Genomic DNA, 17,228 nt, shown 5'->3' on the forward strand with positions numbered 1-17,228 from the left:
GGGGACCTCTCGGAGGGGTCGGTCAGGACGTTGCCGACCAGACTTCCCGGCGCACCGGGAGTCCACCTTACCGACGCGGGCGCGGGCGCCGCCCGACGGGCGGCGAGGCGCGCGTCACGCCCCGGCGGGCTCCTTGACGTCGGTGTGGTCGTCCGAGCCGCGACGGTCCTTCGGCGGGTCGAACCGGTAGCCGACGTTGCGCACGGTGCCGATGAGCTGCTCGTGCTCCGGGCCCAGCTTGGCGCGCAGGCGCCGCACGTGGACGTCGACGGTGCGGGTGCCCCCGTAGTAGTCGTAGCCCCAGACCTCCTGCAGCAGCTGGGCCCGCGTGAAGACGCGGCCCGGGTGCTGCACGAGGTACTTGAGGAGCTCGAACTCCTTGTACGTGAGGTCCAGCGGGCGGCCGCGGAGACGGGCGGTGTACCCGCCTGCGTCGATCGTCAGCTCGCCCGAGGAGATCTCCTGCGGGGTGTCGTCGTAGGAGGCGGTGGCGGCCTTCTCCATGACGAGCCGGAACCGCGTCTCGACCTCGGCCGGCGTGGCGTGCTCGAGCACGAGGTCGTCCGCGCCCCACTCCGCGGTCACCACGGTCAGCCCGCCCTCGGTGAGGACGAGCACGAGCGGGACGGTCAGGCCGGTGGCGCGCAGCAGGCGGCACGTCGTCCGGGCGGTCACGAGGTCGCGGCGCGCGTCGAGCACGACGATGTCCGCGTCCGGTGCGTCCACGAGTGCGGACGGCTCGACGGGCAGGACACGGACCCGGTGGGACAACAGCCCCAGGGCGGGCAGCACCTGTGCCGATCCACCGGACGCAGGTGTGAGCAGCAGCAGATCCGCCACCTGTCACCTCCTGGCGTGCGAGTGGGGACACGCTACCGCGTGGTCGCACGGGGTCGCGTCGACCGACCGGAGCGCGGCGTCTGCGAGAATCCCCGCCGTGCTGATCCCCCTCGACGTCCGCCGACCGCAGCGGCCCGTGCCCGTGGCCGGCCGGGGGGTGGCGGCGTGAGCGTCGAGACGCGCTCCGTGCTCACCGCCGTGCTCGCGGCCCTCGTCGCGGTGGCCGGGTTCGTCGACGTGCTGCCGCTGGCTGCGTTCGGGGTCGTGCTCGTGCTCGCGCTGGCCGCCGGCTGGCCCGTCCTCGCGGGGCTCGCCTTCCCGCCCGGGTCGTCCGCGGTGGTCGCGCTCGGCGGGCTCGGGGCCGTCGCGGCGGTGACGTTCACCCCGCTGCAGCCGTACCTCCAGCACATGCCGGTGGTGTTCGCCGGGGCCGTCGTGCTCGCGTTCGTCAACGAGCTGCTGCGCCGGGACGGGCGCATCCGGCTGGTCGAGTCGGTGTCCGGGACGGTGGCCGGCACGGTGCTGGCCGTGTGCGTGACGGGCTGGGTGGCCACGGCCCGCCTGGAGGGCGGCGACGCGCTCGTCGTCTCCGGGGCCGTGGCCCTCGCGCTCGGGTCCGCCGTCGTCGCGCTGCACGGGCGCCGCTGGCTGGTGTACCTGCTCACCGTCGCCGTCGCGACGGGCGGCGGGACGCTCGTCGGCTGGCTCCTGCCGACGGTCGAGCTGACCACCGGCGCGGTGCTGGGCCTGGGCGTGGGCGTGCTCGTCGCGGCGCTGCACGCGCTGTTCGACCGGCTGCGCGCGCTCGAGCGGCGCCTGCCGTCGGTCGCGGTCGCCGTGCTGCCGGTCACCGTGACGGGCGTGCTCGTCTACGTCGCGGGCCGCGTCCTGGCGGGCTGAGCCCGGCGGACGGTCAGTAGACGAGCGCCTGCACGTCGGGGCGCAGCGACTCCTCGACGAACACCGCGGCCCCCGCGATGCGCACGCCGGGCAGGACGTCGTCGGCGGTGATGCCGCGGCGGGCCGCGCACTGCGTGCACACCGTGACGCGCCCCTCCGCGACCAGCAGGTCGAGCAGCTCGGGCAGGGGCGTGGCGTGCTCGAGCACGAGCTCCGCGGCGCGCCCCGGCAGTGCGAACCACGCGGACTCGCCCGTCAGCCACAGGCTCACGTCGGCGCCGGCGGCGACCGCCGCGGCCGCCACCGTGAAGGCCTGGTTGGTGGCCTCGGGGCGGTCCGTGCCGCTCGTGGTCTTCACGACGAGGGGGCGGGGTGTCGACGTCACGGGGTCAGCGTAGGGACCCCGGACGGGGCGCCGGCCCTGCGCCCGCGCCGGCGCCGGGACGGGCCTGCGGAAGAGGTCCGCCCCGCCGGTCGTTAGGATCGGTGCATGACTGCGCTCGAGGGCTTCTTCATCGGCCTGCTCGTGGCCGCCACGCTGACGATCGCGTGGTTCACGTGCCTCGTCGTCTACCGGCTGTACAAGGGCCAGCGCTGAGCCGTCGACGCTGCGTGCGCCCGCGCGGGTGACCCCTCGGGTCCCCGCACCCGCCGGTCCGGCGTTCGAGCCGCGTCCGGCGTACGAGTCGAGGAGGCAACGTGCCGTTCGTGCTGCCCGAGGGCCTGGCGCCCGAGGTCTACCCGCTCGCCTGGCTGGTCGGCCGCTGGCGGGGTGAGGGCGTCGTCGGGTACCCCGGCGTGGAGGAGAGCGCCTTCACGCAGGAGCTCGAGGTGACGCACGACGGCGGCCCGTACCTGGCGTACACCACCACCATCCGGCTCGTCGTGGCCCCGGACGACGCGGCGGCGCTGGACACGGGTGGCGACGCGGGCGACGAGGGCCTCGACAGCCCGCCGCCCGCCGTCGAGGGCGACGGCCCCGTGTGGTCGACCGAGTCGGGCTACTGGCGCGTGCCGCCGGAGCGGCCCGAGGGCCTGGCCGACGACCAGCACCCCGTCGAGCTGCTGCTGGCCGACCCGTCCGGGCACGTCTCGGTCTTCGTCGGCGCGGTCGGCAACGGCCGCATCGACCTCGTCTCGGACCTCGTCGCGCACACCGCCACGGGCGCCGCCGTCAACGCCGGCAAGCGGCTGTACGGGATGGTGAACGGCGAGCTCATGTGGGCGCACGACCTGGCCGCGTTCGGGCAGCCGCTGCAGTCGTACGCGTCGGGGCGCCTGCAGCGCCTGGAGGACTGAGCCGTGAGCACCGTCGTCCCCGGCACGGGCGAGCCCGCCCCGCAGCCCGCCGCCCCCCGGCACCGCAGCCCCCTCCTCGCGCGCCACGGCGCCGTGCCGGCCGCCGGCCCGGACGCCGGCGTCGCGTGGCACTACGGCGACCCCACCGCGGAGCAGCGCGCGCTGGCGCGCGGCGGCGCGGTCGTCGACCAGTCGCACCTCGGGGTCGTCACCGTGACCGGGCCGGACCGGCTGAGCTGGCTGCACTCGCTGACGTCGCAGGACCTGGCCGACCTGCCGCCGCGCACGTCCACCGAGCTGCTCGTGCTCGACCCGCAGGGGCGGCTCGAGCACGCGGCGGGCGTGGTCGACGACGGCACGACCACGTGGCTGCTGACCGAGACCGCGCCCGCGCTGGCCGCCTGGCTCGACCGCATGCGGTTCATGCTGCGGGTCGAGATCGCCGACGTCACCGACGCGTGGGCCGCGGTCGCCGAGCCGCTGGACGCCGAGGGCGGTGAGGGCGAGCCCGTGACGTGGCGCGACCCGTGGCCGCGCACCGCCGCCGGCGGCACGCGCTACGGCCCCGCGGACGACGACCACCCCGGCGTCGACCGGCGCTGGCGGCTCGTGCTCGTGCCCCGGGACCGCCTCGTCGAGGAGGTGCGGGCGCGCGAGGCCGCGGGCTGGCCGCTCGTCGGGACGTGGGCGGCCGAGGCGCTCCGCGTCGAGGCGTGGCGTCCGCGGACGTCGCACGAGGTCGACGAGCGCACCATCCCGCACGAGCTGGACTGGCTGCGCACCGCCGTGCACCTGCACAAGGGCTGCTACCGCGGGCAGGAGACCATCGCCCGCGTCCACAACCTCGGCCGGCCGCCGCGCCGGCTCGTCATGCTGCACCTCGACGGCTCCGGGCACCTGGTGCCCGAGGCCGGGGCCGAGGTCTACCTGCCGGACGAGCAGGGCGGGGCCACGCGCGCGGGCGACGCGTCCGAGGGCAGCGTGCCCGGGCGTCCCGTGGGCCGCGTGACCACGGTCGCGCGCCATCACGAGCTGGGTCCGGTCGCGCTGGCCGTCGTCAAGCGCTCCGTCCCGGAGGACGCCGTCCTGCTCGTCGACTGCGACGGCGGTGCTGTCTCCGCCGGGCAGGAGGTCGTCGTGCCGGGCGAGGGCCTGTCGGCCGACCGGCCCGCGCCGCGCGGCCCGCTGACGCGCGGTCTCGGCCACCACCCGATGCTCGGCGGCTGACCGGCCGTGGGGGCGTCCGCGTCGTCGCTGCGGGGGACCGCCGCGCTGCGGGTGCTCCTGGCCTCCCGCGTGCGCGCCGGACGGGCGCGCGTGCGGGCGTCCTGGTGGCTGGTGCTGCAGGCGTCCGTGGCGGCGGGGCTCGCGTTCGCGGTCGGGCGGTACGTCGTCGGGCACGAGTTCCCGTTCTTCGCGCCCGTCGCGGCCTGGGTGTCGCTCGGCTTCTCGCGGGACCGGTCGCTGCGGCGCGTCGCCGAGCTCGCGGCGGGTGTGGCGATCGGCGTCGCCGCGGGCGACCTCGTGGTGCACCTGATCGGCTCGGGGCCGTGGCAGATGGCGCTCGTGCTGTTCCTGGCGGCGCTGCTCGGGCGGTTCCTCGACGCGGGTCCCATGCTGACCACGCAGGCGGGGGTGCAGGCGATCGTCATCGTGGGCCTGCCGTCGTTCGCGGGCGCCGGCCCGTTCGACCGGTGGGTCGACGCGGTCGTCGGCGGCGGTGTCGCGCTCGCGGTGGCGCTGCTGACCCCGAACGACCCGCGCCGTCATCCGCGCCGGCTCGCGCGGGCGGCGGTGCACGAGCTCGCGGGGATGCTGCACGCCGTCGCCCGCGGGCTCGCGCGGACGTCCAGCGACGACCTCGAGGCCGCGCTGCTGACGGGTCGCGCGTCCCAGCCGGCGCTGGACGAGTGGCTGTCCTCCGCCCGCTCGGCAGCCCAGCTCGCGCGGATCGCCCCGGCGCAGCGGCGGCACCGCGCCGAGCTCGAGCGGCAGGTGGACACGGCCGTCCTGCTGGACCGCGCGATGCGCAACGCGCGCGTGCTGGCCCGCCGCGCGCGCCGCACCGTCGCCGACGGGCACGAGGCCGGCACGCTCGCGGACGTGCTGGAGCAGGTGGCCCGTGCCACGGACGACCTCGCCGCCGCGGCGGCCACGGGGGCGGACCCGCGCGCCGCGCGCGAGCGGCTGCTCACGGTCGCCCGGGGGCTCGACCCGCACGTCGTGGCGCACGACGACTGGCAGGTGCAGTCGCTCGTGCTGCTCGTGCGCTCGCTCGTCGTCGACCTGCTCGAGGCGTCCGGCGCGACGCCGGGCCAGGCCCGCGAGGCCCTGCCCGAGCTCTGAGCCCGCACCGGCGGCGTCGCGGCACCGTCGATTGCGTACGCTCGTCGCCGTGGACGTCATCGGCACGGCCCAGGTGTGGCTCTTCCTCCTCTTCTACCTGGTCATCCTCGGTCTGAGCGCGTGGGCGCTCCTGGACTGCCTGCGCCGGCCCCCGGGGGCCTTCACGGCGGCGGGCAAGCGGACCCGGCAGTTCTGGACGTGGGTGCTCGTGGCGGCGACGGTCGTGGCGTTCCTCAGCCTGCCGCTCGGCATCGTGCCGTTCCCGCGGTTCCTGGCGCTCGCCGCGGCCGCGGCCGCGATCGTCTACCTGGTGGACGTGCGCCCCGCCGTCGCCCCCTACTCGCGCCGTCGCGGCCCCGGCGGGTCGCCGCGGGGCGGCTGGTGAGCGCACGGGCGACGACGGTGGACGTGGGCACCACGGCGGTGCCGCTCGCGCTCGTGCGCCGGGGCGACCTCGTCGAGTCCGTGCACCACGGGCACGTCGTCGTGCTCGCGCCGGACGGGACGGTGCGCCTCGCGCTCGGCGACCCCGAGGTCGTGATCTGGCCGCGGTCCTCCCTCAAGCCCGTGCAGGCCGTCGCGATGCTGCGGCACGGCCTCGACGTGGACGGCGAGCGGCTGGCCCTGGTGTGCGCGAGCCACAACGCCGAGCCCGGTCACCTGGACGTCGTCCGCGACCTGCTCGCCACGGCCGGGCTGACGGAGGACGACCTGCAGAACACCCCGGACTGGCCGCTGCACGCCGAGGCCGCGTTCGCCTGGCGCACCCAGGGGCACGCCGCGTCGTCGCTGACGCAGAACTGCTCCGGCAAGCACGCCGGGATGCTCGCGACGTGCCGCGCCGCCGGCTGGGACACCGCGACGTACCGCAACCCGGCCCACCCGCTGCAGCGCGCGGTCGTGCAGGCCGTGACGGACCTGACCGGGGACGCGCCCGCCCACGCGACCGTCGACGGCTGCGGGGCGCCCCTGCTGTCGACGACGCTCACGGGGCTCGCGCGCGCGTTCGGGCGGATCGCGTCGGCGGCGGCCGCCGGCGGGGACGGCCCCGAGGCGCGCGTGGGACGGGCCGTCTCCGCGCACCCGTGGCACGTCGGCGGCACCGGGCGCGACGTCACCGCCGTCATGTCCGCCGTCCCGGGGCTCGTCGCCAAGGACGGCGCCGACGGCGTGTACGCGGCCGGCCTGCCGGACGGGGGAGCGGTGGCGCTCAAGGTCGCCGACGGCGCCGGCCGCCCCCGCGCGGTCGTGCTCGCGGCGGCCCTGGCGGTCGCGGGCGTCGACCCGGCGGTGCTGCGTGACGTCGCCGCGACGCCGGTGCTGGGCCACGGACGGCCGGTGGGCGAGGTGTCCGCGACGTTCGGGCCGGACGGCCTCGGCGCCGCCGGTGGTCCGGCGTGAGGGCGGTCGTCCAGCGCGTGACCCGCGCGTCCGTGACGGTCGACGGCGAGGTCGTCGGGGAGATCACGCGTCCCGGCCTGCTCGCGCTCGTCGGCGTCACGCCCGGCGACGGACCCGCACAGGTCGAGGTGGTGGCGCGCAAGATCGCCGAGCTGCGCATCCTGCGGGACGAGCAGTCGGCCGTGGACGTGGGCGCACCCGTGCTCGTCGTCAGCCAGTTCACCCTCTACGCCGACGTGCGCAAGGGGCGGCGTCCCACGTGGAACGCCGCCGCGCCGGGGCCGGTCGCCGAGCCGCTCGTCGACGCCGTGGTCGAGGCGCTGCGGGCGCGCGGGCTCGAGGTCGCGACCGGGCGGTTCGGGGCCGACATGGCGGTCGAGCTCGTCAACGACGGGCCCGTGACGATCCTCGTGGAGTCGGCGCCCGCGGGCTGAGGGCCTCCGGCCCGACCCGGGCGTCGCCCGTCCCCGGCTCAGCCGAGGGCGGCGACCTCGTCGCTCGACAGCGCCCAGCCGACCAGCAGGCCCCCCGTGTGCGCCACCGACGTGAGGTCGGGCGGCAGCCGGAGGGGTGCGCCCGTGCGCCCGTCCGACGGCGCCAGGCGGCGCAGGAGCCGCGCCTCGCCCGACTCGGCGTCGCCCACCGGGACCAGCAGGTCCTGCCCGTCGGTGAGGACCGGCCCGGCGCCGGTCTCCTCCGGCCCGTAGTCCCACGCCCACAGCGACGCGCCCGTGCGCGCGTCGTAGGTGGTGACGCCCTCCTCCCCGACGACGTGCACGCGGCCGCGGAGCACGAGCGCCGCGTGGACGTCCTGCGCCGCGACGCTCCAGCGCTGCCGCCCGGTGCTCGTGTCGACCACGTGCAGGCCGCGGTCGGAGGCCGCCAGCACGACCGTGCCCGCCCGGCCGTCGTCCACCGGGACGTGCACGGGAGGGCCCGGCAGCAGGACGTCGCGCTCGCGCCCGACGAGGCGCCACGACCCGCCGTCGCGCACGCCGACCTGCAGGACGCCGTCCGCGCGCCGCGCCCACTCCGTCGCCGCGCCGGCCGGCACCGGCACGTGGCGCAGGAGACCGCCGTGCGCGTCGAGCAGGTCGAGGCCGTCGGGGCCCGGCACCACGACGGCCCCGTCGACGGCCGTGACGTGCCGGGGCAGGACCGCCCGCACGCCGCCGCCCGGACGGGCGCCGTGACGCCACAGCTCCGCGCCGCTCGCCGGGTCCACGCCGCGCACGACGAGGCCGGCGTCGACCGGGTGACCGAGGACGGCGACGTCGTCCAGCAGCGCGACGGACGTCGCCGGCGCGCCGGGCGCCGCGTCGACGACGTGGTCCGCGACGACGGCGCCGTCGGAGGTGCGCACCACGAGCAGGCGCGACGTCGTCGGCGGCACCTCCTGCGGGAGCAGGCCGGCGTCCCGCTGCCACGCGTCGGTGACCAGGCACAGCAGGCGCGGGGGCAGGACGTCGGCGGGGGCCGGGGACGCCGCGCACCGGGGCAGCGGGGTGCCGAGGGCGTCGGGGGCGTCCGCGGGCGGGGTGGACAGCGGGAGCGTCCACGCGTCGGCGCCGGTCGCGGGGTCGAGGGCGACGAGCGCGGTCCCCGCCGGCGAGAGCCGCGCCCCGAGCAGGACGCTCCCGCTCGGCATGACGGGGACGGGCAGACGGTCGGCGGAGGTGCGCCACAGCGGCCGCGGGCCGTCGGGCAGGGGGTCGAGGACGCCGGGCACGGCCCGCAGGTCGGCGAGGACCGCGCGCTCGCGGGCGTCGGAGAGCGATTGCGCGGCGAGCAGGGCGCCGACGACGACCACCGCCGCGACGGCCGCGGTGCGGCGTCGGCGGCGCGTCCACGGACGCCGCCCGGCGTGCTCCGGCGCGCCCGAGGGGCCGGCGGGGGCGTCGTCGTCCTCGACCAGCTCCACGTCGGCCCGGCGGCCGCGCTGCACCATGGGCGCACGCTAGCCGAGCCCCGCACGGGTGACGGCGGTCGTTCGTCCACATGCTCGTCCACACCTGTGTGCAGTCACCCACCTGCGGTGGCGCGGACGCGGCACAGGGGTGTGGACGACGCCTGTGGAGGAGTTCGGACGAACTCCCCACGGGTCAGCGAGGGTGCCGACCGCGGTGACGGCAGCACGACACGGGGGCGGTGCCCCGGTGACGCCCCAGGAGCCGCCCGGTGCTCGCGCTGCGGCCGCGCGCGGACGCCGCGAGGATGACGGCCATGCGGGTCGAGGCGGTGCAGGGCGACATCACCCGGGAGCGCGTCGACGTGGTGGTGAACGCCGCGAACTCCTCGCTGCTCGGTGGCGGCGGGGTGGACGGCGCCATCCACGCGGCGGCCGGTCCGGCGCTCCTCGAGGCCTGCCGCGAGCTGCGGCGCACCGTCCTGCCGGAGGGCTTGCCCGTCGGGGACGCGGTGGCCACGCCGGGGTTCGACCTGCCCGCGCGCTGGGTCGTCCACACCGTCGGCCCGAACCGGCACGCCGGTGAGACCGACCCCGCCCTCCTCGGGTCCTGCTTCCGGCGGTCGCTCGACGTCGCGGCGGACCTGGGGGCGACGAGCGTCGCCTTCCCCGCGGTCGGCGCCGGCGTGTACGGGTGGGACGCGGACGAGGCCGCGCGGGTCGCCGTCGGCGCCGTGCGCGGGTGGGCGGCGGCGGCCGGCGCCGGTCCCGAGCCTGGCGGCCGGTCCCGGCCCGGCGGCATCGGGCTGGTGCGGTTCGTGCTGTTCTCGCCGCGCCTGCTCACGGCCTTCGACGAGGCCCTGGGCGCGCAGCCCGACCGCGCCTAGGCTCGCCGGCATGGCCGACGTGCTGCCCGCGCTGCCCGAGGACGACCTGCGACGCGTGCTGTGCGTCGTCGCGCACCCCGACGACCTGGAGTACGGCGCGTCCTGCGCGGTGGCCCGGTGGACGGCCCGCGGCGTGGAGGTCGCGTACCTGCTGCTCACGCGCGGGGAGGCGGGCATGGACGCGTCCGCGCCCGCCGAGACGGGGGCGCTGCGCTCGCGCGAGCAGGTCGCGGCCGGTGCCGCCGTGGGCGTGACGCAGGTCGACTTCCTCGACCACCCCGACGGCGTGCTCGAGCCGTCGCTCGCGCTGCGCCGGGACGTCGCGGCCGCCGTGCGCCGGTTCCGCCCGGACACGGTGCTGACCGGCACGTGGGAGGAGGAGGTCGGCTGGGGGCTCAACCAGGCCGACCACCGGGCCGCGGGGCTCGCGACGCTGGACGGCGTGCGGGACGCGGGCAACCGGTGGGTGTTCACCGACCTCCTGGAGGCGGGCCTGGAGCCGTGGGGCGTGCGCCGGCTGCTCGTGCACGGGCACACGCGGCCCACGCACGCGGTGGACGTGACCGGGGAGCCGCTGCGGCGCGGCATCGCGTCGCTCGAGGCGCACGCCGCGTACCTCGCGGGGCTGCCGTGGCACCCGGCGCCGGCCGACTTCATCCCGATGATGACGGCCGAGGGTGGCCGCGCCGCAGGGGTCGAGCACGCCGTCCTGCTGCGCTGCTACGACCTGCAGGGCTGAGACCGCGAGGCTGCGGGGACGGTCGTCGCGAGCGACCGTCCCCGCAGCCTCATGCGCGGTGCCCGGATCAGGCGGTCGCGTTCAGGCGGTCGAGCTCGTCGGCCGTCAGCTGCAGGTCGGCCGCGAGCACCGAGTCCTGGATCGAGGCCGGGCGCGACGCCCCGGGGATCGGGACGACGACGTCCGCCTGCGCGAGCTCCCACGCGAGCGCGACCTGCTGAGGGCTCACGCCGTGGGCCTCCGCCACCTCCGCGAACGGCGCGAACGACTCGCCGAGGTCGCCGGCCTTGCCGATGCCGCCCAGCGGGCTCCACGGCAGGAACGCGATGCCCAGCTCCGCGCACAGGTCGAGCTCGGCCTGCGACGACCGGAACGCGGGGGAGTACTGGTTCTGCACGGACGCGAGGCGCCCGCCGAGGACCTCCTGCGCCTCGCGGATCTGCTCCGGGTTCGCGTTCGAGATGCCGGCGAGGCGGATCGTGCCCGCGTCGAGCAGCTCGGCGATCGCGCCGACGGACTCCGCGTACGGCACCTCCGGGTCGGGGCGGTGGAACTGGTAGAGGCCGATCGCCTCGACGCCGAGGCGCCGGGCGGACTCCTGCGCGGCCTTCCGCAGGTACTCGGGCCGGCCGTTCACGGTCCACGAGCCGTCGCCCGGACGCAGGTGGCCGCCCTTCGTGGCGACGAGCACGGCGTCGGTGTCGCCGTGCCAGGTGCGCAGCGCCTCGGCGATGAGCTCCTCGTTGTGGCCGACCTCGTCGGCGTGCAGGTGGTAGGCGTCGGCGGTGTCGACGAGGGTGACGCCGGCGTCGAGCGCGGCGTGGATCGTGGCGATCGAGCGCTCGCGGTCGGGGCGGCCCTCGATGGACATCGGCATGCCGCCGAGGCCGATCGCGCTCACGGGGACGTCGGCGATGTGTCGGGTCTGCATGTCCCCATCTGACGCCCGCGACCCGCGGCGCGCACGTCGGCGGGCGTCCGCGGACGCGCCCCGCCCGGACGCCCGGCGGGACGTACCCTCGCGGCGCGGACGGCGCGAGGACGCGGAGGACGGCATGGCGACGACGGACGGACGTGCACCCGATCAGGCCCGGCCGGAGAACGTCGACGCGGCCCGCGCGGTGGGGATGCGGGCGCACCTGTTCCGCGACCTCGGCGCGTGCGCGGCGTTCCTGCGGGCCGCGGTCGCGTCCGGCCCGGACGCCCGGGACGGCTGAGGTGCTCGGCGTGCGCGGGAGGCGGCCTCGTCCCCGGGCGCTGTACGCCCCCTGTGCGTACACCGTGCGTACGACGTCGGAGAAACCTCCCGGGGGGCGCCGGCGCGCCGAGCGGGAGACGCGCGGCGGTCCCTCGCCGGTCGACGCCGGGTGCGTGGGCCGCCGCGGGCTCAGGACGCGCCGAGGCCCGGGACGTCCAGTCGCAGGACCGACGCGACCGCGCGGACCACGCCGTTCTCCGCGTTGGACGGCGCCGTGAACCGTGCGCCGGCGCGCACCTCTGGGTGGCCGTTCGCCATCGCGAACGACCAGTCCGCCGCGGCGAGCATGCCGACGTCGTTGAAGAAGTCGCCGAACGCCATCGTGTGCTCCGGGCCGACGCCGAGCGCCGCCTGGACGGCCCGCAGGGCGGTGCCCTTGTCCGCCGTCGGGCTCATGACGTCCGCCCAGTGCTCCCCGGAGACGAGCACGCGGGCGACGTCGGCGAACGACGCGAGCACCGGGCCGATGCCCGTCTCGGCGGCGCCGAAGTCGTACACCGCGACCTTGAGGACCGTGTCCTCGACCGCCGTCAGGTCCTCGACCGTCTCCAGCAGCGCGTAGTACGGCGCGCACTGCGCGAGGAACGCCTCGTCGGTCCGCTCGACGTACGCGCTGCGCTCGCCGCACAGGACGACGCCGACGTCGAGCGTGGCGGCGGCGGCGGCCCGCACGCGCCGCACGACGTCCCGCGCCACCGCGAGGTCGAGGCCGTCGACGGCGAGGGTGCGCCCCTCGCGCACGACGAGCGCCCCGTTCTCCGCCAGGTACACGAGGTCGTCGCGCCCCAGGTCGCGGCGGAGGGTCGCGTACTGCCGGCCGCTCGCCGGGCACACCGTCACGCCGCGGGCGAGCAGCAGGTCGAGCAGCGGCCAGAACGTCGGGTGCACGCGCTTGGCGTCGTCGAGCAGCGAGCCGTCCATGTCGAGCGCGAGCAGGCGCACGTCGGGCACGTGGTCGAGGACGGGCGGGTCGACGACGGGGACGGAGGTGGGACCGGTCACCCGTCGAGCATGCCTCACCAGCGGCGGCCGCCCGGCGCCGTGCCGCCCTGCCCGGGTTGGGTGCCGCCGCCCGTCGAGCCGCCGCCCGGCGCGTCGCCGGCGCCCGGGTCCGCCCCGGCACCGCCGCCGTTCGCCTGCTCGTTGCGCTCCGCGAGCTCCGCCTGCCGCTGGGCCTCCGCGTCCTGCGGGGCGGGGGCGGGTGCCGGGTCGGTGCCCGAGCCCGGCGCGGGGGACGGCGCCGACCCGCCCTGCTCGGCGGCGGTGGCCGTCTCGCCGACGTCCTGCGCCAGCTCGCCGAGCTCGCGCACCTGCTGCTGCGCCTGTCCCCGGGCCTCGTCGCGGGCGTCCTGCTCGTCCTGCTCGTCCTCACCGCCGCCGCCTCCGCCGCCCGCCGACGGCGGGGGCGTGCACGCCGGGTCCGCGAGCGCCTCGATGCGCAGGGCGGCCTGGTCCGCGGCGCTGTCGAGGAGGTACTGCGCCCAGCGCAGCTCCTCGACGTACGGGTCGGCGTCGTCGTACGGCGGCTCCACGAGCTCCTCGTCGTACGGCTCGCCGGCGTCGCGCGCGACCTGCGCCGCCAGGATCTCCTCGGCCTCGTCGAGCGACCGCTGCGCCATCTCGACGAGGTTCGCCTGCTCGCCCTCCAGGGCGAGCGCGCGGTTCGTCTGCACCGCGCACCGGTGCGCGTCCGGCACGCCGACGAGCGCCTGGTCGAGCGCGTCGAGCGCCCGGGCGGTCCGCTCCGCCCGCAGGTACGCGGTGCCCGCGTTGAAGTCGGCCTTCCACTGCTCGACGGGGACGACCGAGCGCTGCCGGTCGAACACGTCGATCGCGTCCTGGTCCTCGCCGGCGTCCCAGGCCGCGCGGCCCTGCGCGTAGACCACGTTCACGACGAGCAGGTGCGTCGCGAACCCGAGCACGACGGCCGCGGGCAGCCAGGACCAGCGCAGCAGCCGGCGCCGGCGGCGCACGTGCGGCGGCTGGGCGGCGAGCTCGGCCCGGCGGGCGGTCGCCTCGGCGGCGCGGCGCTCCGCGGTCCGGCGCTCGCTGCGCGTGCGCGGGCCGGGGGTGCGGACGCGGTGGTAGCGGTTCACGCGGACCTCCTCCGGCTCGACGCGCGTGCCCACGTCCACGCCTCCGCCGCGAGGAGCAGGGCGGCGGCGAGCGCGAACGGCCACACGACGTCCCGCGTGCCCGTGACGTCCCGGCGGCCGTCGGCCGCGACCGTGGCCGCGTCGACGTCCGCGACGAGGTCGGCGGTCGGCGTCGGCCCCGTGCGGTGCACGTACGGCACGCCGAGCTGCTCGGCGACGGCCCGCAGGCCGGCCTCGTCGAGGCGCGAGACCGCGTCGCCGCCGGCCGGGTCGGCGATGTAGGGCGGGTCGGGGTCGACCGTGCCGTCGTACGACCGCATCCGGGCGCCCGCCGCGGTGCCGTACCCGAGCACCGCGCCGCCGTCGACGAGCGGTGCGACGTCGGCGAACGACGCCGCCGTGCCCTCGCCGGTCTGCTCGCCGTCGGACAGGTAGAACACCAGGCGCACCATGCCGGGGTCGCGCTCGGCGGCGTCCTCGAGGGAGCGGCGCAGCACGTCCAGCGGGCGGTCGCGCAGCGTCCCCGCGGACGACGCGGTGACCTCCTGCGTCACGGTCTGCGCCCACGCGCGCACCGCGTTCACGTCGTCCGTGAGCGGCAGCTGCGTGCCGGCCTCGTCGGCGAACCCGATGACGGCGAACGAGCCGCCCGACAGGTCGGTGGCGAGCGAGACGACGTCGTGCCGGGCGCCGTCGAGGCGGCGGACCGTCGGCTCGGGCGGCAGGCCCGGCTGGCGCGGTGCCGGGTCGCCCCGGCCCCAGTCCTCGGCGGCCATCGACCCGGTGCGGTCCACGACGAACCACGCCTGCACACCGGTGCGCGCGCCGCCGGGCTGCGTCGTCGTCACGGCCGGGGTCAGCGCCACGACCGCGAGCAGGACGACGAGCAGCGACCGGCGCGCCCACGTCCACGGCCCCGCACGCAGGGCGCCGTCGCGCACGACGCGCACGCGGCCGCCGTCCCGCGCGACCCGCAGGCCCAGCGCCTGCACCAGGCACAGCAGCAGCACGGGTGCCGCGGTCGCCACGACCACGCCCACCGGCACCACCGTCCGCCACGTCATGCGCGCACCCGCCAGGCCAGGACGACCGCCGCCAGCCCGGCGACGTACAGCAGGACGACCCACGGGTCGGAGTCGTCGACGACGAGCCGCTCGGGGTCCGCGTCCATCGCGACGAGCTCGGCGGCCTGCACCTGCGCGAGGATCGCCGGCACCGCGGACGGGTCCGACGCCTGCGCGAACACGCCGCCGGTGCCCTCGACGGCCAGGCGCATGCGCGCACGCGGCCCGGAGGGCCCCGTCGCGTCGTCGCGGTCGGGGTAGAGGCCGTGCACGACGCCGCCGCGCTCCGCGGTCAGCGCCGCCGCCCCCTCGAGGGTGTACACCGGGCTGCCCCACGGCTCGTTGTCGGTCGCGAGCACGACCGAGCGCGACCGCTCGGTGTCGAACTGGTCGAAGAGCAGCGCGCACGTGGCCAGGCCGTCGCCGATGAGGGACGCCTGCCCCTCCAGGCCCTCCGTGCCGCGGAAGAACGCCTCGACGTCGTCCGCGTCGCCCTCGCGCTCGAGCACGCGCCGCGCCTCGCCCAGCTGCTCGCGGACCAGGTCGTAGTCGTCCGTGAGGGGGAAGACCGTGCGCGACGTCGAGTCGAACAGCGACAGCGCGACGCGCTCGCCCTCGAACTCGTCGACGAGCCGCTCGAACGTCGCCACCACCGCCGCGTCGTACTCGACCATCGAGCCGGACACGTCGAGGCACAGCACGATGTCCCGGTTCGCGAGCTCACGCGTGCGCTCCTCGACGACGACGGGCCGCGCGACCAGCACCGCCGCGGCGAACGTCGCCGCACCCACGGCGAGCACGAGGGCGACGCGCAGCGCGTGGTACCGCACGCGCCACCAGCGCAGCGCGGGCACGTGCTGCAGCTCCGCGGTGTTCGCGACCCACACCGTCGCGCGCCCGCGGCTGCGCCACAGCAGACCCGCGACGAGCGCGGCCGCCGCGAGACCGACCAGCGCGGGGACGGCCCACGGGGTCGTCAGCGTGGTGCCGGCTCCCACCAGGGCGCGGCCCGTCAGCGCCTCGACCACGCTCACCACGTCTGCACCAGCTTGCGGGCCTCGCGCAGCGACGTGCGCACGGTGACGCGGCTGGTGGGCGCGAACGCAGGATGCGAGTACCGCTCGAGCGGGCTCGCGAGGCGGCGCACGCGGCGGTCCCGGCGGGCGTCGGCGTCGGTGAGGGTCGACGTGGGCACGCCCGTCCGCACCGCGGCGAACTCGCGGAGCACGAACCGCAGCTCCAGGTGGGCGCCGCGCGCGTCGAGCTCACCCGCCGCGTGCCGCTCCTGGACCCGCTGGATGCGGTCGAGCGCGACCGTTCGGGCCGCGGCGTAGGGGTCGGCGGCGGGTGCGGGGGTGGCCGCCGGTCCGGCCGCCGGTCCGGCCGCTGCGGCGGGAGGCTGGGCCGGTCCCCGCGTCGAGCGCAGCACCCACCAGAACCAGGCGACGACACCCGCGACGAGCAGCGCCCCGACCAGCGGCCACCACCAGCCGTACGCCATCGGCTCGACGAGCTCACCCGCGGGCACGGCGGGCCCTCCCCAGCAGCGCGGACATCTCGTCCAGCACGTCGTGCGTCGACTCGACCGTGACGGCCTCGACACCCACCCGGCGCAGCCGCGCGCGGACGGCCGCGTGCCGCTCCACGCGGGCCTGCGCCACCGCCTCCTGCACGCGGCGGCGGCCGCGCAGGTACCCGGGCAGGGTCCAGCCGCTCACCACGTCGCGGACCGCACGCACCGCACGGGGCGTGCGCACCGGCCGGCCGCGCTCGCGGGCGTCCGACGCACCGGCGACCGTCCCCGGCGCCGCCCCGAGGCGGGGCCCGAACAGGTCGGCGTCGGCGACCTGCACGACGAGCACCTCGTGCCGCGTCCGCACCCGGGCGAGGGCGCGCTCGTCGGCCTCGGTCGGGCGGGCCTCGTCGGTCACGACGACGACGAGCGAGCGCCGCGCCGTGCGCCGCAGCACCCGGTCGAGCAGGCGCGCCAGGTCGCCCTCCGGGGCCGCCGGGTCGAACGTCCGCTCGACGCGGCGCAGCAGCACCTCCAGGTGCGTCGAGCCGGCGCGCGGCGGCAGCTCCAGGACGCGGCCCGCGTCCCCGGCGACCAGGCCCACGCGGTCCCCGCGGCGGTGCGACAGGTGCGCGACGACGTCCGCGACGAGCTGCGCGACGACGTCCTTGCGCTCCCCGCCCGCCGCGGTGGCGGTCATGTGCCGCCCGGTGTCGACCACGAGGACGACCGACAGGTTCGACGTCGCCACGTACCGCTTGACCACCGGCTGCGCCGACCGCGCCGACGCCCGCCAGTCGATGTCGCCGACGTCGTCCCCCGGCGTGTAGGCGTGCAGGTCGTCGACCTCGTCGCCGTGGCCCTTCCACACCGCGCGGTGGCGTCCCTCGAGCAGCCCGGTGGCGCGGCGCACCGTGGGCAGGTCGAGGCGCGCGCGCACGAGCGCGAGGCGGGAGCGGTGCGGCATGGGTCGCGGGGT

General features: G+C 77.6%; 20 protein-coding genes. 10 read left to right on the forward strand and 10 right to left on the reverse strand.

Annotated elements, in window-relative coordinates:
* Positions 1 to 114: 114 nt before the first annotated feature.
* Positions 115 to 840, reverse strand: coding sequence for a winged helix-turn-helix transcriptional regulator (locus FB586_RS03915; RefSeq protein ID WP_136517975.1), 726 nt, complete (start codon positions 838 to 840; stop codon positions 115 to 117).
* A 165-nt stretch (positions 841 to 1,005) separates the two neighbouring features.
* Between FB586_RS03915 and FB586_RS03920 the strand changes: the two genes are divergently transcribed.
* The gene (locus tag FB586_RS03920; RefSeq protein ID WP_136517976.1) at positions 1,006 to 1,740 is read left to right on the forward strand and encodes a hypothetical protein; all 735 of its coding nucleotides are present in this window, start codon (positions 1,006 to 1,008) and stop codon (positions 1,738 to 1,740) included.
* A 13-nt stretch (positions 1,741 to 1,753) separates the two neighbouring features.
* Here the strand turns inward: FB586_RS03920 and FB586_RS03925 are convergent, their stop codons facing one another.
* Positions 1,754 to 2,125, reverse strand: coding sequence for a DsrE family protein (locus tag FB586_RS03925; RefSeq protein WP_136517977.1), 372 nt, complete (start codon positions 2,123 to 2,125; stop codon positions 1,754 to 1,756).
* A 314-nt stretch (positions 2,126 to 2,439) separates the two neighbouring features.
* Between FB586_RS03925 and FB586_RS03930 the strand changes: the two genes are divergently transcribed.
* The 6 genes from FB586_RS03930 to dtd are packed head-to-tail and all read left to right on the forward strand — an operon-like array spanning position 2,440 to position 7,220.
* Positions 2,440 to 3,039 carry a heme-binding beta-barrel domain-containing protein gene (locus FB586_RS03930; RefSeq protein ID WP_136517978.1) on the forward strand — a complete coding sequence of 200 codons (600 nt, stop codon included), beginning with the start codon at positions 2,440 to 2,442 and terminating at the stop codon, positions 3,037 to 3,039.
* Positions 3,040 to 3,042: 3 nt separating this feature from the next.
* Positions 3,043 to 4,266 (forward strand): CAF17-like 4Fe-4S cluster assembly/insertion protein YgfZ, encoded by a 1,224-nt coding sequence (gene ygfZ / locus FB586_RS03935; protein ID WP_246036405.1) that lies wholly within the window; start codon positions 3,043 to 3,045, stop codon positions 4,264 to 4,266.
* A 6-nt stretch (positions 4,267 to 4,272) separates the two neighbouring features.
* Complete coding sequence (locus tag FB586_RS03940) at positions 4,273 to 5,385, forward strand: FUSC family protein (protein WP_246036407.1); 1,113 nt, start codon at positions 4,273 to 4,275, stop codon at positions 5,383 to 5,385.
* Between the two features lie 49 nt (positions 5,386 to 5,434).
* Entirely contained in the window at positions 5,435 to 5,770 is a 336-nt protein-coding gene (locus FB586_RS03945; protein WP_136517979.1) for a DUF2516 family protein, read from the forward strand.
* Positions 5,764 to 6,786: an asparaginase gene (locus tag FB586_RS03950; RefSeq protein ID WP_246036495.1), complete on the forward strand. Its 1,023-nt coding sequence runs from the start codon at positions 5,764 to 5,766 to the stop codon at positions 6,784 to 6,786. The genes FB586_RS03945 and FB586_RS03950 overlap by 7 nt, the downstream gene beginning before the upstream one ends.
* Entirely contained in the window at positions 6,783 to 7,220 is a 438-nt protein-coding gene (gene dtd, locus FB586_RS03955) for a D-aminoacyl-tRNA deacylase (RefSeq protein ID WP_136517980.1), read from the forward strand. The genes FB586_RS03950 and dtd overlap by 4 nt, the downstream gene beginning before the upstream one ends.
* A 38-nt stretch (positions 7,221 to 7,258) precedes the next feature.
* Here dtd and FB586_RS03960 read toward each other — a convergent pair whose 3' ends face one another.
* Positions 7,259 to 8,734, reverse strand: a complete 1,476-nt coding sequence (locus FB586_RS03960) for an outer membrane protein assembly factor BamB family protein (RefSeq protein WP_136517981.1) — start codon at positions 8,732 to 8,734, stop codon at positions 7,259 to 7,261.
* Between the two features lie 275 nt (positions 8,735 to 9,009).
* Here FB586_RS03960 and FB586_RS03965 point away from each other — a divergent pair, with 275 nt between their 5' ends.
* Together FB586_RS03965 and FB586_RS03970 are read left to right on the forward strand one after the other, a co-directional pair.
* Positions 9,010 to 9,579, forward strand: coding sequence for an O-acetyl-ADP-ribose deacetylase (locus FB586_RS03965; RefSeq protein ID WP_136517982.1), 570 nt, complete (start codon positions 9,010 to 9,012; stop codon positions 9,577 to 9,579).
* A 10-nt stretch (positions 9,580 to 9,589) separates the two neighbouring features.
* Entirely contained in the window at positions 9,590 to 10,318 is a 729-nt protein-coding gene (locus FB586_RS03970; RefSeq protein WP_136517983.1) for a PIG-L deacetylase family protein, read from the forward strand.
* 67 nt (positions 10,319 to 10,385) lie between these two features.
* On the opposite strand, the gene FB586_RS03975 is transcribed toward FB586_RS03970, so the two are convergent.
* The gene (locus FB586_RS03975) at positions 10,386 to 11,249 is read right to left on the reverse strand and encodes an aldo/keto reductase (RefSeq protein ID WP_136517984.1); all 864 of its coding nucleotides are present in this window, start codon (positions 11,247 to 11,249) and stop codon (positions 10,386 to 10,388) included.
* Between the two features lie 124 nt (positions 11,250 to 11,373).
* On the opposite strand from FB586_RS03975, the gene FB586_RS19275 reads away from it, so the two are divergent.
* Positions 11,374 to 11,535, forward strand: a complete 162-nt coding sequence (locus FB586_RS19275) for a hypothetical protein (RefSeq protein WP_168800440.1) — start codon at positions 11,374 to 11,376, stop codon at positions 11,533 to 11,535.
* Between the two features lie 170 nt (positions 11,536 to 11,705).
* Here FB586_RS19275 and FB586_RS03980 read toward each other — a convergent pair whose 3' ends face one another.
* Genes FB586_RS03980 through FB586_RS04005 form a run of 6 tightly spaced genes read right to left on the reverse strand, consistent with a single transcriptional unit; the run spans position 11,706 to position 17,216 of the window.
* Positions 11,706 to 12,578 carry an HAD-IIB family hydrolase gene (locus tag FB586_RS03980; RefSeq protein WP_281276647.1) on the reverse strand — a complete coding sequence of 291 codons (873 nt, stop codon included), beginning with the start codon at positions 12,576 to 12,578 and terminating at the stop codon, positions 11,706 to 11,708.
* 14 nt (positions 12,579 to 12,592) lie between these two features.
* On the reverse strand, positions 12,593 to 13,672 hold the full coding sequence (locus FB586_RS03985; RefSeq protein ID WP_168800441.1) for a hypothetical protein: 1,080 nt from the start codon (positions 13,670 to 13,672) through the stop codon (positions 12,593 to 12,595).
* On the reverse strand, positions 13,669 to 14,736 hold the full coding sequence (locus FB586_RS03990) for a vWA domain-containing protein (protein WP_136517986.1): 1,068 nt from the start codon (positions 14,734 to 14,736) through the stop codon (positions 13,669 to 13,671). The genes FB586_RS03985 and FB586_RS03990 overlap by 4 nt, the downstream gene beginning before the upstream one ends.
* Entirely contained in the window at positions 14,733 to 15,770 is a 1,038-nt protein-coding gene (locus FB586_RS03995) for a vWA domain-containing protein (RefSeq protein WP_168800442.1), read from the reverse strand. The genes FB586_RS03990 and FB586_RS03995 overlap by 4 nt, the downstream gene beginning before the upstream one ends.
* Complete coding sequence (locus FB586_RS04000; RefSeq protein ID WP_136517988.1) at positions 15,767 to 16,264, reverse strand: hypothetical protein; 498 nt, start codon at positions 16,262 to 16,264, stop codon at positions 15,767 to 15,769. Before FB586_RS04000 ends, FB586_RS03995 begins: the two co-directional genes overlap by 4 nt.
* Positions 16,251 to 17,216: a DUF58 domain-containing protein gene (locus tag FB586_RS04005; protein WP_136517989.1), complete on the reverse strand. Its 966-nt coding sequence runs from the start codon at positions 17,214 to 17,216 to the stop codon at positions 16,251 to 16,253. The genes FB586_RS04000 and FB586_RS04005 overlap by 14 nt, the downstream gene beginning before the upstream one ends.
* Positions 17,217 to 17,228: the final 12 nt, after the last annotated feature.

This window comes from Cellulomonas telluris, assembly GCF_004886325.1.
Lineage (GTDB): Bacteria > Actinomycetota > Actinomycetes > Actinomycetales > Cellulomonadaceae > Cellulomonas > Cellulomonas telluris.